The following is a 13,571-nucleotide window of genomic DNA, read 5'->3' as shown; positions in this document are numbered from 1 at the left end:
CGAACCCTCTGGCGGCGAGCCATCCGGCGACTCAAGGGCGAAAGGGTCTTGTTCGCGCTGGCGCAGGAACTCGACGTTCAAGACCTGATACATCCCATACATGATCGGTTGCTGCTCCGCCGCTGAGCTTCGATGCTTGAGGCGGTTAACCCTGAAAGGAGAGCAGCGATGGGGTATTATGTTGGACTGGATGTGAGCCTCAAACGCACGGCAATCTGCGTTCTTGACGCCGATGGACGGGTTGTCTGGCGGGGAAGTTCGGACACACATCCCGGAATGATTGGTGAGGCCCTGGACCGTTGGCGCGGTTCTCTGGAGCGAGTTGGTCTGGAGACAGGCTCGACGACGCCTTGGCTGGCCCGAGGCCTGAAAGCCCTTGGTTTGCCGGTGGTGGTGATGGATGCCCGTCGTGCGGCAGATGCCTTGAAGGCACGTGTGATGAAGACTGATGTTGCGGATGCGCGGGCCTTGGCAGAGATGCTCCGCACGAGCTGGTACACGGAAGTTTTCGTCAAGTCGGAGGACAGCCATCGGATCAAGGCGCTGTTGTCAGCGCGCGATTAGCTGGTTCGGAACAAGCGAACATTTTTTGGTCAGATCCGGGGCCTCTTGCGTCCCTTCAGGATCAGGCTGGCCTCACGGCAGGGCACAAAACGGTTCGACGAGGCGGCACGATCAGCGGTCTGCCAGGATGATCTGCTTTATGCATGCGTCAACGCGTTGTTAGAGGCGCTGGCGGCCATCGAGATGCAGATTGCCGCCTTGGATCGCCAAGTGCGAGCTCTCACGCAGCGCTCCGAGACATGCCGGCGGCTGATGTCGGTCCCAGGGGTGGGCCCGGTTACGGCGCTGGCCTTTGTGGCGGCGATCGAGGATCCCGGGCGGTTCCGACGCACACGTGATGTGGGAGGATATCTCGGGCTGACGCCAAAGCGGTACCAATCCGGAGAAAAGGATGTGTCCGGCACGATCAGCCGGCAAGGCGATGGGGTAGCGCGGCACTATCTTTACGAAGCCGCCAACTGCCTGCTGACGAGCTGGAGCGGAACCAGTCCGCTCAAAAGCTGGGGGCTCGGCTTGATGCGGCGCGTCGGCGCGAAGAAAGCCCGCGTGGCGGTAGCACGCAAGCTCGCTTGTCTGTTGCTGCGCCTGTGGAAAGACGAAAGCCACTTCGACGCGGAAAAGGGAGGATCGCTTCGCCCGGCCTGAGGTCGGGAAACAACTTTCGGCCAAGCCGAGTGCGGCAGAGGTCGAACCCGAGGGATGAGCGCGGGACCGTTGGTTGCAGCACAAGCTGCGTTTGATACAGTGCGCCGCCCAGAAGGTTCGGAATGTGGAAAGACCGGGATAGTGGCGCGGCCCGCGTGCTGACGCCGAAGAGAACCAGGACCCGCAGACCGCTATCGTCGCGCACAAGGCCGAAAAACAGACTTGACGCAGCAGCCCCATGTAGAGAACCGTCATCAGTTCGGCGACTAGCCGCCCGACAAGATCGTGCCACTCGGCACGTCTCGCTTCGAGCGCCGCCTCGTGGGATTGGCTGAGCTTGGCAAGTGCAGCCTTTGCATCGGACAGTTCCTCGCACATTTCATGGAACACTTCGTCGTTCTGCAGCAATCGGCGGATGGCAAGTTCGCGGTGCGGAAAATGCTCTATCACGGCGGAATAGGCGCTCTCTATGCCGGGGGCGTATGCCACTTTTATCCCTTCACCCTGCCCACTGAACCAAAAGAACCAGACGAAGCAGGCTCGGGTGCGTCGGCAGCCAAACCTTGCGTAATGCCAGCCGAGAGGCGGTTTTAAGCACTCCAATCATCTGGCCGCATCGCGGATCAAGTCCAGACACTTCGCGTAACTTACATGGATCGACGGCAGGCGGGCTTCTCAACCGAAAGCGGCTTATAGAATTGGTGCCCTGGGAGAACGTAACCACCCGATTTCCACCGCCTGCCTGAGCGTGGGGGTGATCGGCTAAGACACGTGCATAGCGACGTCGTTAACGACGTGTCTTATACCAGCGGCATGAACCATCGACTCTGAAGATGGTTTGCTTTGCGGCCGACCTCTGATTCACTCCCTTGCAAGGCGGAGGAGGATCAGGATGGCAGTGGGCATCACACGCACGGACCTTTCAGCATCGGATCTGCGGCGGGAGGCGGCTCAAGTGAAGGACGCGCGAGCGTCGCGCCGGATGCTTGCGCTGGCGCATGTGCTTGACGGGCGAAGCCGGACGGAAGCGGCACAAAGCTGCGGTATGGATCGGCAGACGCTGCGTGACTGGGTTCATCGTTACAATGCCGAAGGGCTGGCCGGCCTTGTCGATCGGCCGCTTTCCGGGCGGCCAGCGCGGCTCAGCGCCGAGCAGATGCGCGAACTTGCCGTGATCGTCGAAACGGGGCCTGACCCGTCGACGGATAAGGTCGTGCGTTGGCGTCGGATTGACCTCTGCAACGTGGTTGACCAGCGGTTTGGCATTCGCGTGGCGGAGAGGACCATGAGCGCGATCCTTCACCGGCTCGGCTTTGCGCGTCTCTCAGTCCGGCCGCGCCATCCGCAGGCCGATGGCGAAGCGCAAGCGGTATATAAAAAACTTTGCCGAACTGGCGCGCGCAGCCTTGCCTAACGAAGCGCAAGGAAAGCCCTTGGAGATTTGGTTCCAAGATGAGGCCAGGGTGGGCCAGCAGGGAACATTGACACGCGTGTGGGCGAGAAAGGGCACACGCCCGCGGGCGCCAAAAGACTGCCGCTACGCCTGGGCCTACATCTTCGGGGCGGTCTGCCCGGCCCGCAGGATCGGTGCGGCGCTCGTCATGCCCTACGCGAACACGGAGGCGATGAACGCCCACCTGGCCGAAATCAGCGGGCAGGTATCGCCCGGTGCACACGCGCTCCTTGTTCTCGATGGCGCCGGCTGGCACAGCTCCACAGACCTCATCATCCCGCCCAACATCAGCCTGCTGCCACTGCCACCTTACAGTCCGGAACTGAACCCGGTCGAGAACCTCTGGCAGTTCCTCCGTCAGAACACCCTCGCGAACCGGGTCTTCGACAGCTACGACGCCATTGTCGACGTCTGCTGCGATGCCTGGAACACCCTCCTCGCAATGCCGGAACGCGTCGCTTCAATCACCTCACGCGATTGGGCGCAGGTCAGTGGATAATGCCGTTGGTATTATGCGGGGCTTTTGATGCGTGGTGACATTCTGGGTCTGGAACGGCGTCGTCGCTGGAGCGACGAGGAGAAGCTCGGGATCGTGCTGTCAGTCGGGGTGGAGGGCACGACGGTGACGCAAGTGGCGCAGCGCCACGAGGTGACCCGACAGCAGCTCTATGCCTGGCGGCATGAGCTGAAGAAGAAGGGGCTGCTTTCCCGGAGGCCCTGTTCTTGCCGGTGGAATTGAGCGCGCCCGCCGAATTGGCGGCGCATCCATCGGCTGGAGATCCGGCGCCGCAGCGCTCCGCCCTGATCGAGCTTCAGCTGGCCAATGGCCGTAGCCTGCGCTTCGACCCGATGCTGGATACGGCTGCGCTGACGCGGTTGATCCGGGTGGTGGAGGCGGCATGATCGGGCCCGGCACCGGTGTCCGGGTTTATCTGGCCTGCGGGGTGACCGACATGCGCAAGGGCATCGAGGGTTTGGCGGCCCTGGCACAGGATCAGTTGCGCCAGAAGCCGGCAGGCGGGGCGGTGTTTGCGTTCCGCGGTCGGCGTGGCGACAGATTGAAGCTCTTGTATTGGGACGGCCAAGGCTTCTGCCTTTACTACAAGGTGCTGGAACGCGGGCGCTTTCCCTGGCCAAGCGGCAAGGACGGGACTGCGCGTCTGACATCGGCGCAGCTGGCCATGTTGTGGGAGGGAATTGACTGGAGGCGGCCGGATTGGGGGGCGCCACCGGCCCGGGTCGGCTGATTTATCCTTTTGTAATTGCGTCTTTTTGTAGCGTTCGACAGGAGGATATGGTATCCATCGCCATGTCCGGAACGACCACGCCACTGCCCAATGATCCTGCCGCCTTGAAGGCGATCATTGCTGCGTTGCAGGCAGAAAATCAGAAGATGTCGGCCAGCTTGCGCGCGCATGATCTGCTGGTTCAGGCGCTGCGCGTTCGGATTGCCAAATTGCAGAAGCAGAAGTTCGGAGCCAGTTCGGAAAAGATCGAACGCGAGATCGAGCAACTGGAGCTGGCGCTGGAAGACCTGCAGCTGGCCCTGGCCGAGGCGAATGACCCGTCGCCCGCTGCCGAGAAGGGGCCCGACACGGAAGCACAGGCTCCGGAGCCGGCTGAACCTCAGGAAACCAACCGCCGCCGCCCGAAAGTCTCGAAGGACACGCCGCGCGAACGTCGCGAATATGACCCTGGCAAGAATTGCCCCGATTGCGGCGGCGATCTGCGGGTGATCGGTGAGGATGTCAGCGAATTGATCGACATGATCGCCGCGCAGTTGAAGGTTATCGAGATCGCGCGCATCAAGAAGTCCTGCCGACGCTGTGAGAAGATCGTCCAGGCCCCGGCACCCAGCCGGCCGATCCCGCGGAGCATGGCGGGACCGAACCTGCTCGCCTATGTCCTGGTCTCGAAGTTCGACGATCATGTGCCGCTCTACAGGCAGAACGAGATCTTTGCCCGGATGGGCGCCGATATCTCCGATACGACGCTTGTGGACTGGTGCGGCGGGGCGATGAAAGCTCTGGCGCCGCTGATCGAAAAGATCGAGGCCGAGATCATGGCCAGCGATCTGCTCCATGCCGATGACACGCCCATCCGCGTGCTTGATCGCAGCAAGAGCGACAAAGGGCTCGGCAAGGGCGTCAGGAAGGGCCGGATCTGGGCTTATGTTCGCGATCAGCGCCCTTGGGCAGGCAAGGCCCCGCCCGGCGCGGTCTATCAGTTCGCCCCGGACTGGAAGGAAAACCATGTCCTCGGCCATCTGGGCCAGGCCGGCGGCATTCTTCAAGCCGATGGCTACAAGGGCTATGCCAAGCTTTATGCCACCGATCTGGAGGGCAAGAGCCAGTTCCGCGAGGCCGCCTGCTGGGCACATCTGCGCCGTGACTTCCATGATGTCTGGGCTGCGACAAAATCCGAAATCGCGTGTGAGGCACTCGACCGGATCGGCAAGTTCTACGACATCGAGCGCGCCACCAGCGGCAAGCCCGCCGAGTTGCGGCTGGCCCTGCGACAGAAGGATACCAGGCCGAAGGTCGACGCCTTCCGGGACTGGGCCGAAAAGCAGCTGACGCGCATCCCCGGAAAAAGCGATCTGGCCAAGGCCTTCCGCTATGGGCTGAGCCGCTGGTCTGCCCTCACGCTGTTCCTCGAGGACGGGCGCGTGGCCATCGACAACAATGCGGCCGAGCGTGCCCTGAGGCCAATTGGTGTCGGCAGACGGAACTGGCTATTCGCGGGCTCGGACGCGGGCGGCGAAACGCTTGCTCGCGCCCTGACCGTTATTGAAACGGCAAAGATGAACGGGCTCGATCCGCAGGCCTATCTTGCCGATGTCCTGGACCGCATCCACGATCACATGAACACCCGTCTCGGCGAATTGCTGCCCTGGAACTGGACGCCAATGGGCACAGTCAAGACCGAGGCCGCGTAAACAGCGCCCGGAAGAGTTCTTCGGACTGCCGCAGGCCCTCATCGGTCAGGACAACCGACTTTGCCTTGTTGACCGGATCGGCGATCAGGCCCCTGGCATGCAACCGCTCCAGGACGTCCCAGTCAAAGCCTTTCCACGCGCGCCGCTCGTCATGCAGCTGTTGATTTCCACCCAGAACTGAGCCGGATAGGCGGGTAATTTCCACTGAGAATTGAGCCATGTGAACCTTCCCCCAGAGCGGTGAGCAGCGGGGGCAACGGGAGTGATCCACATGGGACTTTTGAACATCATTCGACGGATGCATGTGCGGCAGAAGCTGTCGATACGCGAGATTGCGCGGCGCACCGGACTGTCGCGCAACACGATTGCCAAGCATCTGGCGGAGGGCACGATTGAGCCGAAGTTTGCCACGCCGGATCGGCCGAGCAAGCTTGACCCTTTTTCCGAGAAGCTGGCTGGCTGGTTGAAGACGGAAGCCGGCAAGTCGCGCAAGCAGCGGCGGACGCTGAAGCAGATGCATGCCGATCTCGTCACGCTCGGCTTCACCGGCTCCTACAACCGGGTTGCGGCCTTTGCGCGGGACTGGCGGACAGATCGCCAGCGGGAACAGCAGACCACAGGACGCGGCACCTTCGTTCCGCTGTCTTTCCGACCGGGAGAGGCCTTCCAGTTCGACTGGAGCGAAGACTACGGGCTTCTGGGTGACGAGCGCACCAAGCTTCAGATGGCGCATATCAAGCTGTCCCACAGCCGGGCCTTCCTGTTGCGCGCCTACCCACTGCAGACCCACGAGATGCTCTTCGATGCCCACTGGCATGGCTTCCGTGTCTTTGGTGGCGTGCCCGAACGGGGCATCTACGATAACATGAAGACAGCGGTGGACCGTGTCGGTCGCGGCAAGGAGCGGCAGGTCAACATCCGCTTCCTCGCGATGGCCAACCACTATGTCTTCGAGCCGGAGTTCTGCAATCCGGCGGCAGGATGGGAGAAGGGTCAGGTCGAGAAGAACGTTCAGGACTCCCGCCATCAGGTCCTGCAGGGGATGCCGGGCTTTCCCGACCTTGCCACGATGAACGCCTGGCTGGAGCAGCGTTGCCTGGAGCTGTGGCATGAGACCCCGCATGGCACGCTGCCCGGCACGATCGCCGATGTCTGGGCTGAGGAGCGGGCCGCGCTGATGCCGTTGCCGCCGGCTTTTGACGGCTTTATCGAGTTGAGCAAGCGCGTCTCGCCCACCTGCCTGATCAGCTTCGAGCGCAATCGCTACAGCGTTCCCGCGTCCTTTGCGAACCGGCCTGTCAGTCTACGGATTTACCCGGATCGACTGGTCGTGGCGGCCGAGGGCAACCTCCTGTGCGAGCATGGCCGCGTGTTCCAGCGCAACCACCAGGTGCCGCCACGGACGATCTACGATTGGCGGCATTACCTGGCTGTTCTCCAGCGCAAGCCCGGGGCTCTCAGGAACGGAGCACCATTCGCGGAACTGCCGCCTGCCTTCCGGCAACTGCAGGACCAGATGCTGCGCAAGCCTGGTGGTGATCGCGAGATGGTCGATATCCTTGCCCTGGTTCTTCAGCACGACGAGCAGGCCGTCCTCGCCGCCGTGGAACTGGCCCTGGCCGAGGGCGTGGCAACCAAGACCCATGTGCTGAACCTGTTGCACCGGCTGGTCGACGGCAAGGTCATCGGCGGGCCGCCCCTCGATACCCCGCAGGCTCTGGTTCTCCATCGCGAACCCAAGGCCAATGTCGAGCGCTATGACGGCCTGCGCACCCCCGTTGCAGGGGGCCATCATGCGTCATGATCCCGCCAGCGGTGCCATCGTCATCATGCTCCGCAGCCTCAAGATGCATGGCATGGCGCAGGCCGTGACGGACCTGATCGAGCAAGGGGCACCGGCCTTTGAAGCGGCTGTGCCAATCCTGTCCCAACTGCTGAAGGCCGAGATAGCCGAGCGTGAGGTCCGATCCATCGCCTATCACATGAAGGCGGCGCGCTTCCCAGCCTACAAGGATCTCTCAGGCTTCGACTTCGCCGCCAGCGAGATCAACGAAGCCACAGTGCGCCAGCTGCACCGCTGCGAGTTCATGGACGGGGCCCAGAACGTAGTTCTGATCGGCGGTCCTGGCACAGGGAAGACTCACGCCGCAACCGCCCTCGGCGTCCAGGCCATTGAGCATCACCGCCGCAAGGTCCGCTTCTTCTCCACCATCGAACTGGTCAATACCCTTGAACAGGAGAAGGCCAAGGGAAAGGCCGGACAGCTTGCCGAAACCCTGACCCGCCTCGATCTCGTGATCCTCGATGAGTTGGGATACCTGCCGTTCAGCGCCTCGGGCGGGGCGCTGCTCTTCCATCTGCTCAGTAAGCTCTATGAGCGCACCAGCGTCATCATCACCACCAACCTCAGCTTCAGCGAATGGGCCACGGTCTTTGGCGATGCCAAGATGACCACTGCATTGCTCGACCGTCTCACCCATCGTTGCCACATCCTGGAAACCGGAAACGACAGCTTCCGCTTCAAGGCCAGTTCAGCCGCAGTTGCCGCGAAAAAAAAGGAGACCACACATGCCTTGACCACTGCATGACCGGAAATCCATAGTCAGGGGTGGCTCACTTCTCGATGGAAATGCCGGCTCAGTTCTGCGTGGAAATTAACAGACGGACTTCCAGTTGACCGGCGACACGCACGAGGCCATGCGCCGCGCCCGGATGGTCATGCCCGACTACATCCGCATCCGCAAAAGTGCCGATCTTGCCCAGGGTCCGATCCGCCCCGAAGACACCCTGGCCGTTCACCAGGATCACCTGGATTGGCTCACCCGGTCCATGGCCGAGCCCTGGGCGGGACAGCGCATCATCGTTACGCACCATCCCCCGAGTGCGTCGGTGGCAGGGACGATCAACAGTCTTTCGCCGGCTTTTGCGTCCGATCTGGACGGCTGGATCGAGCAGCATCGGCCCGACGCCTGGTTGTTTGGGCACACTCACCGGCTTCTGGATGCTACCATCCACGGTGTGCCGGTGATCAATGTCTCACTTGGCTATCCGGACGACGTCGAACCGGGCCAGGAAGCCGAGCGCCTCCTGCGCGGACTTATTAGTGACGGCGCGATCCGGACAGGACCGTAACATCATGCCCGCGGCGACCATGACGAAGATGCCGTAAGCTGCGGCCGTCCCTTTCGTCTCAGCCAGGGCGCCGATGGGAGACCACCTGACCCCTGAGGCCGAGGACATTCCAGGGGCAAGGGCTCCTGACCGCACCGGGGCAAGCTTGGGCTGCCGGCCTGCCCCATCCGGCAGCCTTCGAGAAGAGCTGGACGGTCGCAGGAAGCCAAAAAATCTTCTAGATAACACTCCGAAAAGGCGAAAAAGCCTGCCCAACTGCTCCAGAACGCGATTTCCTGGGCCGCTGTAACAGTGATTTCTTTTGAAATCAATGTGTTACATCTGTTACAGGGTGTAACAGAAACTGTAACAGGTCAAGATATTGATTTCATTGAAGAATAAGGCAAGTGTTTCATTGTTACATGTTCTGGAAGATATATATACTAATACGTGCGCGCACCCACGCGCCCACGCACGCACGCCCGCACAGGAAGACACTCGGGCCGTTTTTTTTGGCGTAATACTGTAACGTCGTTATATATCAGCGGCTTAGCTGTTACACAGGCGTAATTGGGGTGTAACAGCGTAACAGGTGCGGTCGCGTAAGATCAGCAGATCTGCCCTCACCATAACCGTCCTGTGCCGTGGTCGGCCGAGGCAAGGGATCGTTGCTGCACCGCATTTCCCTGCCCCGTTATCCACAGGTTTGGCGCTCGACCCGAAGTTGCGCGTGTAACGGTTTTTACCACCGTGAGCTACCTTCCTCTTCAACAGCGCGAAGACCGCGCAATCGCAAGATAGCAGGATGGTGATGGGCGATTTTAACATGATGGACAGCAAGGCTTCTCGCCAGCCGGCCTTGGACAAGTTCTACACGCTGGAGGCCACCGCCCGGGCCTGCGTCGGCACGGTGTGGCGCGAGTGCCGGTTTCGGGGGGACGATCTCTTCATCGAGCCTGCCGCCGGCGCCGGAGCGTTCTCGCGCCTTCTGCCCCCGGATCGGCTGATCGCCCTTGATATCGCCCCCGATGCGCCTGGCATCGAGGAGCAGGATTTCCTCGCCCTGGCCGCGCCACAGCATGACGGCCGCATCATCGTGCTGGGCAATCCGCCTTTCGGGCGCGGCGGCCATCTGGCCAAGCGCTTCATCCAGCACGCAGCGGCCTTTGCCGATGTCATCGCCTTTATCCTGCCAGCCTCCTTCGCCAAGGCCTCCATGCAGCGCGGCATCGACCCGCGGTTTCATCTGCGCTGCCAGGTCGATCTCCCAAACGAACCCTTCCACACCGCAGAAGGGCTGCACCGGGTCAACTGCGTCTTCCAGATCTGGGAGCGGCGGCCTGAGGCACGCGTCATCACCCGCACGCCCGACGCCCATCCCGACTTCGAGTTCGTGACCGACCTTGCTGAGGCCGATCTGGTTATCCGCCGGGTGGGTAGCCGGGCTGGCGTGATCCTGTCCTGCCCTGAAGCGGCCGTCCTCGCTGCCGAAGTGACGCCCAAGGGCTATTCGGCAAGCCCGAACTACTTCATCCGCGCCAAGGGCTGCAGCGCCGAGGAACTGAGGGAACGGCTGGACACGCTGCCCCTGGCAGCCGCGGCGGCACGGGCTGTCCAGCCCTCACTCGCCCGCCGCGAGCTTGTGACACTCTATGCCGCCGCGGAACGGGTCCGGCACCAGGCTTTGACGAACGAGCCTACCAACTGGCCAGAAGCTCCGCGCCTCGTCGCTGCGGAAGGGACGCAGGCCATGCGCGGCATCACCCGCACGGGTCAGCCCAGCGAGGTCGACGAGGGTGCCAAAACACCATTCATGGCTCCGGTGTCCACGTCGGTCTGGACAGCCAGGCAACGGAACGTCGACAGCCTTTATCCCGTGGTGGGCAGGATGCCACACAGCGGGGAGTTGATCCTGGAGCAGGTGCCGGACGCTGCCAGGGCACGCGAGGTGCGGATTGATCCATTGGGTAAACCGCCGGAGCTCCAGTCAAGCTTTTGGCGCGATTTCCCTTCGCCGTCCCTCCCTACGCAATCATCCGGGTCGGCCAAGACGGCTTCCAAAAAGACGATCGTTGCTGTCTCGACGCTCAAGAGCCTGATGAGCCGATCCTGGACACCAATGACACCGAAATGACGCTGGAATAACTGAAGCACAGCCATGGGAAATCTGCAGCCACTATTGCCGGAGTCGAAAGCCGTCGAATGAAAAAGGCGATCGCCAAAGCCTCAGAGATGGCCAAGGCCGTGGGTTTTCTTCCGTGGCGAGAATGATTGCGGCTCAGCCGGCGAGACGGGCTCAGGCCGAGGCCTGAATACCGCCATCTGGAACATCCACCTTGACCCGGACAGGTTGGGGACGAAAGCAGGGCTAGATTGCCGAGGTCTTGGAGGCGGGAAAGTCGCTGGACGAGTTCCCGATCTGAGCCGCGACGTTTCCGTTGGTGATTGCCTGCCTGGAGGCAGATCAACCCCTGAATACACCAACCTTCCTGGAAATGGTGGCGGCATGGCGGTTCGATATTCCAGCATGTCACCAATCCGCTCGGCACGGGGCCCACCTCTCCAGGCAAACCATGGCAGATTTGCAGCGGTGCCTCGAATGGTCATCCAGACGGTCCAACGGTCCAACAGTTCGATGACTTTTCCTGGAAATGACGTTTCCTAGGAGCGACTGCCGGTTCTTATATTTGGAACCGAGATCCTCATCATCGACAAGCGCCCGAACGGTGCACGTTCTTGAGCACATCATTCCCGGTGACAGGGACAACCTCAATTACGACGTTATTGCTTCACTTGCGGCGGCTGGCCATACACGAGCTCCGGCAGCACCATTTTCCAGACATCCCTGCGCAGGTGAGCGCGGAACTCCTCCTTATTGTCCGCCTTGCGCCACCGCACCACGGCACAAACCTCCCCGCAGAAAGCTCAGGCCCTCCGGCGGCGACCAGGTCCGTGCCATGCGCCCCAGAGCACGTCCATGGGTATCGCAGATCAGCCGCCTCTCTTATTCGTTCGCCATGCGCAGGAAATCGACTACATACGCCTCCAATGTCGGCAGCGATAGGTGATCCGCAGGCAGACGCCCACCAAGACAGATCCACCGTCAATGACCACATTAAGGAGGAAGGATGCTCGATCTTCCTCAGCGCCGCGGAAACAGTAGATTATGTTTGCGTGTTCCTGTTCCCAGCTCCAGAAAATCTACAAGAAAAACCATAATTGTATATGCTTACGTAGTGTGAACCGCTCGACGGTTTACCGAGCGCGTTCAGCGTAAAAAATTTTGGTTCTCGCTACTCGAGTCCTGCCATCTCTAGGATGCCGGACACCATGCCCGTGATTTGCAGAAGAGGTAGACCAAAGAGCACCTTTACCATCAAGCAGAACTGGATTTCTGCATCGGAGAACACGCGAAGGCGGCCAGGTCGCCCCGTCAGCGCACTGAGGCCATAATTTTCGGCGGGAACGCCCGAAGAACAGCCTGTGCGAATCATCCTCCACGGTTTTGGTATCGTTCTGCATCTTGACGTCAGAACCTGCACGGTCGAGCGCGAAGCGTCTTTTTCTATTGCAGTATTTTCAGGGGGGAAGTATTCCCGGCGGCGGGACACCCTTCCCCAACGAAGGGCTTTTAGCTGGAAGGCTAGTCATGAAAGATCTGACGACCCCGGTGGCGCGCCCGGCAAACCCGCGCTTTTCTTCTGGCCCTTGCGCCAAGATTCCTCATTACAATTTGGACCTTCTGTTGGACGCGCCCCTGGGCCGCTCGCATCGTGCCGCCGTTGGCAAGGCGAAGTTGGCCGAGGCGATTGACCTCACGCGCGAGGTCTTGGGCGTTCCCGCCGATTACCGCATCGGCATCGTCCCCGGCTCCGACACCGGCGCGGTCGAGATGGCGATGTGGTCCCTGCTGGGCGCCCGCCCCGTCGAGATGCTGGCCTGGGAAAGCTTTGGCGAAGGCTGGGTCACCGATGCTGTCAAGCAGCTGAAGCTGGATGCGACGGTCCGCAAGGCCGATTATGGCAGGATCGTTGACTTCGCGCAGGTCGATTTCGACAAGGATGTCATCTTCACCTGGAACGGCACCACCAGCGGCGTGCGCGTCCCGAATGGCGATGCGATCCCGGCGGACCGCGCCGGCCTGACCATCTGCGACGCGACAAGCGCCGCCTTCGCCATGGACCTGCCCTTCGACAAGCTGGATGTCGTGACCTTCAGCTGGCAGAAGGTTTTGGGCGGCGAGGGCGCGCATGGGATGCTGATCCTGTCGCCCCGCGCGGTGGAACGGCTGGAAACTTACACCCCTGCCTGGCCGCTGCCCAAGATCTTCCGCCTGACCAAGGGCGGCAAGCTGATCGAGGGCATCTTCAAGGGCGAGACGATCAACACGCCGTCCATGCTGGCGGTCGAGGATTACCTGGTCGCGCTGAAATGGGCGCAGTCGCTGGGCGGCGTTAAGGCACTGATCGCCCGGGCCGATGCCAATGCTGCCGCCGTGCGCGACTTTATCGCGGACAAGGACTGGATCGCCGATCTGGCCGCCGATCCGGCAACGGCGTCCAACACCAGCGTCTGCCTGCGCTTTACCGATCCGTCCATCAGGGACGGCGCGGCTTTCGCAAAGGCCGTGGCCAAGCGGCTGGAAAAGGAAGGCGTCGCCCTGGATGCGGGCGCCTATCGCGACGCACCGGCGGGCTTGCGGATCTGGTGCGGATCGACGGTCGAGGCATCCGATGTCGCGGCACTGATGCCTTGGATCGAATGGGCTTATCGCGCCGAGTTGGCTGCGCAAGCCTAGGCTGAGCCGGGGGCGCTGCCCCCGGACCCCCGGGATATTTTTCTGAAGAAGAAACATGGCGT

General features: G+C 61.7%; 13 protein-coding genes and 1 pseudogene. 12 read left to right on the top strand and 2 right to left on the bottom strand.

Features of this window, described 5'->3' with window-relative positions; genetic code table 11:
* The first annotated feature begins 168 nt into the window (after positions 1-168).
* From LZ585_RS01260 to tnpC, 7 genes are all read left to right on the top strand, one after another.
* Positions 169-564 (top strand): IS110 family transposase, encoded by a 396-nt coding sequence (locus LZ585_RS01260; protein WP_234854661.1) that lies wholly within the window; start codon positions 169-171, stop codon positions 562-564.
* Complete coding sequence (locus LZ585_RS01255; protein ID WP_256445659.1) at positions 565-1,209, top strand: IS110 family RNA-guided transposase; 645 nt, start codon at positions 565-567, stop codon at positions 1,207-1,209.
* Positions 1,210-2,101: 892 nt separating this feature from the next.
* Positions 2,102-3,161, top strand: a protein-coding gene (locus LZ585_RS01250) for an IS630 family transposase (RefSeq protein WP_234853224.1) whose coding sequence is annotated in 2 segments (ribosomal slippage) — positions 2,102-2,574 and positions 2,573-3,161 — 1,062 coding nt in all. Because the reading frame shifts where the segments join, the coding sequence is not laid out codon by codon here.
* 27 nt (positions 3,162-3,188) lie between these two features.
* Positions 3,189-3,401, top strand: a complete 213-nt coding sequence (locus LZ585_RS01245; RefSeq protein ID WP_234854658.1) for a transposase — start codon at positions 3,189-3,191, stop codon at positions 3,399-3,401.
* Positions 3,398-3,565, top strand: a complete 168-nt coding sequence (locus tag LZ585_RS01240; RefSeq protein WP_234854657.1) for a hypothetical protein — start codon at positions 3,398-3,400, stop codon at positions 3,563-3,565. The genes LZ585_RS01245 and LZ585_RS01240 overlap by 4 nt, the downstream gene beginning before the upstream one ends.
* Complete coding sequence (gene tnpB / locus LZ585_RS01235) at positions 3,562-3,909, top strand: IS66 family insertion sequence element accessory protein TnpB (protein WP_234854655.1); 348 nt, start codon at positions 3,562-3,564, stop codon at positions 3,907-3,909. Before LZ585_RS01240 ends, tnpB begins: the two co-directional genes overlap by 4 nt.
* Before the next feature lie 62 nt (positions 3,910-3,971).
* Positions 3,972-5,600, top strand: coding sequence for an IS66 family transposase (gene tnpC / locus LZ585_RS01230; protein WP_234854653.1), 1,629 nt, complete (start codon positions 3,972-3,974; stop codon positions 5,598-5,600).
* Here tnpC and LZ585_RS01225 read toward each other — a convergent pair.
* Entirely contained in the window at positions 5,581-5,820 is a 240-nt protein-coding gene (locus LZ585_RS01225) for a DUF6429 family protein (RefSeq protein WP_234854652.1), read from the bottom strand. The two genes, tnpC and LZ585_RS01225, sit on opposite strands and share 20 nt — an antisense overlap.
* Before the next feature lie 51 nt (positions 5,821-5,871).
* Here LZ585_RS01225 and istA point away from each other — a divergent pair, with 51 nt between their 5' ends.
* The 4 genes from istA to LZ585_RS01205 all read left to right on the top strand — a co-directional run bounded on the left by istA (position 5,872) and on the right by LZ585_RS01205 (position 10,845).
* Positions 5,872-7,404, top strand: a complete 1,533-nt coding sequence (istA, locus tag LZ585_RS01220) for an IS21 family transposase (protein WP_234853234.1) — start codon at positions 5,872-5,874, stop codon at positions 7,402-7,404.
* Entirely contained in the window at positions 7,394-8,188 is a 795-nt protein-coding gene (gene istB, locus LZ585_RS01215) for an IS21-like element helper ATPase IstB (RefSeq protein ID WP_234854650.1), read from the top strand. The genes istA and istB overlap by 11 nt, the downstream gene beginning before the upstream one ends.
* A gap of 85 nt (positions 8,189-8,273) precedes the next feature.
* A complete protein-coding gene (locus tag LZ585_RS01210) occupies positions 8,274-8,732 on the top strand; it encodes a metallophosphoesterase family protein (protein ID WP_234854648.1) in 459 nt (152 codons plus the stop codon).
* Positions 8,733-9,522: 790 nt separating this feature from the next.
* On the top strand, positions 9,523-10,845 hold the full coding sequence (locus tag LZ585_RS01205; protein WP_234854646.1) for a hypothetical protein: 1,323 nt from the start codon (positions 9,523-9,525) through the stop codon (positions 10,843-10,845).
* A gap of 1,162 nt (positions 10,846-12,007) precedes the next feature.
* Here the strand turns inward: LZ585_RS01205 and LZ585_RS14915 are convergent.
* Positions 12,008-12,253 (bottom strand): annotated as a pseudogene (locus tag LZ585_RS14915) (transposase); the annotation flags it as partial.
* A 107-nt stretch (positions 12,254-12,360) separates the two neighbouring features.
* Here LZ585_RS14915 and LZ585_RS01195 point away from each other — a divergent pair.
* A complete protein-coding gene (locus LZ585_RS01195; RefSeq protein ID WP_234854645.1) occupies positions 12,361-13,509 on the top strand; it encodes a phosphoserine transaminase in 1,149 nt (382 codons plus the stop codon).
* The last annotated feature ends 62 nt before the right edge of the window (positions 13,510-13,571 follow it).

It is taken from the genome of Paracoccus everestensis, assembly GCF_021491915.1.
In the GTDB taxonomy this organism is placed as follows: Bacteria; Pseudomonadota; Alphaproteobacteria; order Rhodobacterales; family Rhodobacteraceae; genus Paracoccus; species Paracoccus everestensis.
This window is presented reverse-complemented; position numbering and strand designations above follow the sequence as displayed.